1 protein-coding gene is annotated in these 790 nt (G+C 32.3%); it reads right to left on the bottom strand.

Translation table 11 applies throughout. The annotated features are described in order from the left end of the window. Positions 1-594, bottom strand: a 594-nt coding sequence (locus ACYQZV_RS09080; RefSeq protein ID WP_459895321.1) for an ATP-binding protein, incomplete at its 3' end; no start/stop codon positions are given. Positions 595-790: the final 196 nt, after the last annotated feature.

Genomic DNA, 790 nt, shown 5'->3' with positions numbered 1-790 from the left:
TTGGTCTATAAATATTGTATTGGAGCTTAAGATGAGGACATGGGCTAAGTGAAGCTCTTTGGTGAGTCTTACGCAAAAATTTAAAAATTCTTTTATAAGCTCTTTTCCTCCGTTTATGTAAAGTCCTTCAAGAGTCTGGATTTCATCTATTATAATGATGGGTTTTTGGGTTTTAGCGATGTTGTCTAGTTCTTCTAATATTGCATCAAAAAGGTCTAAGGACTTATCTTTTACTTGCAATAGCTTTTGGGCCTCCAATCTTAGTATACCTATATTTATCCTCGCCCCTAAACTATACTCTGTATCTTCTTTTTTAGGCTTTATAAAAGTTTCTAAAAACATGCTGTAATTTGCTATGAGCTTTCCTCTAAGGTTTATATATTTTACCCAAAAGCCGTTTTTTGGATTTTGATGTTCAAAATCTTCAAATAGTTCGTTTTCTACGATGTATTCAATAAGCGTAGTTTTACCAGCAGATTTGGGACCGTATATCCAAAGGATTTTTTCTGGAAGCTCTTCAAAACGCTCCATGAAAAATTTCATTTCTTTGGTTCTATTTACAAACGGAAATCCCCTAAAAATTCTTTTTTCCATATAATAAATATATCAAAAAATGAGCTTATAAACTCTTCCCAAAAACCGAAAAAGATTATACACCACATATTAGATACCATAGAAAACTTAGAAGTGTGGGATAAGATGCTTTCAGGCATTTATCTTAAAGATACGCCAATAAAAACCTTGCTTTTTCAAACTAGATATCTTAAGATAAAAACCTGCAACCCCGAAA

Source organism: Hydrogenobaculum acidophilum (assembly GCF_054656715.1).
This window is presented reverse-complemented; position numbering and strand designations above follow the sequence as displayed.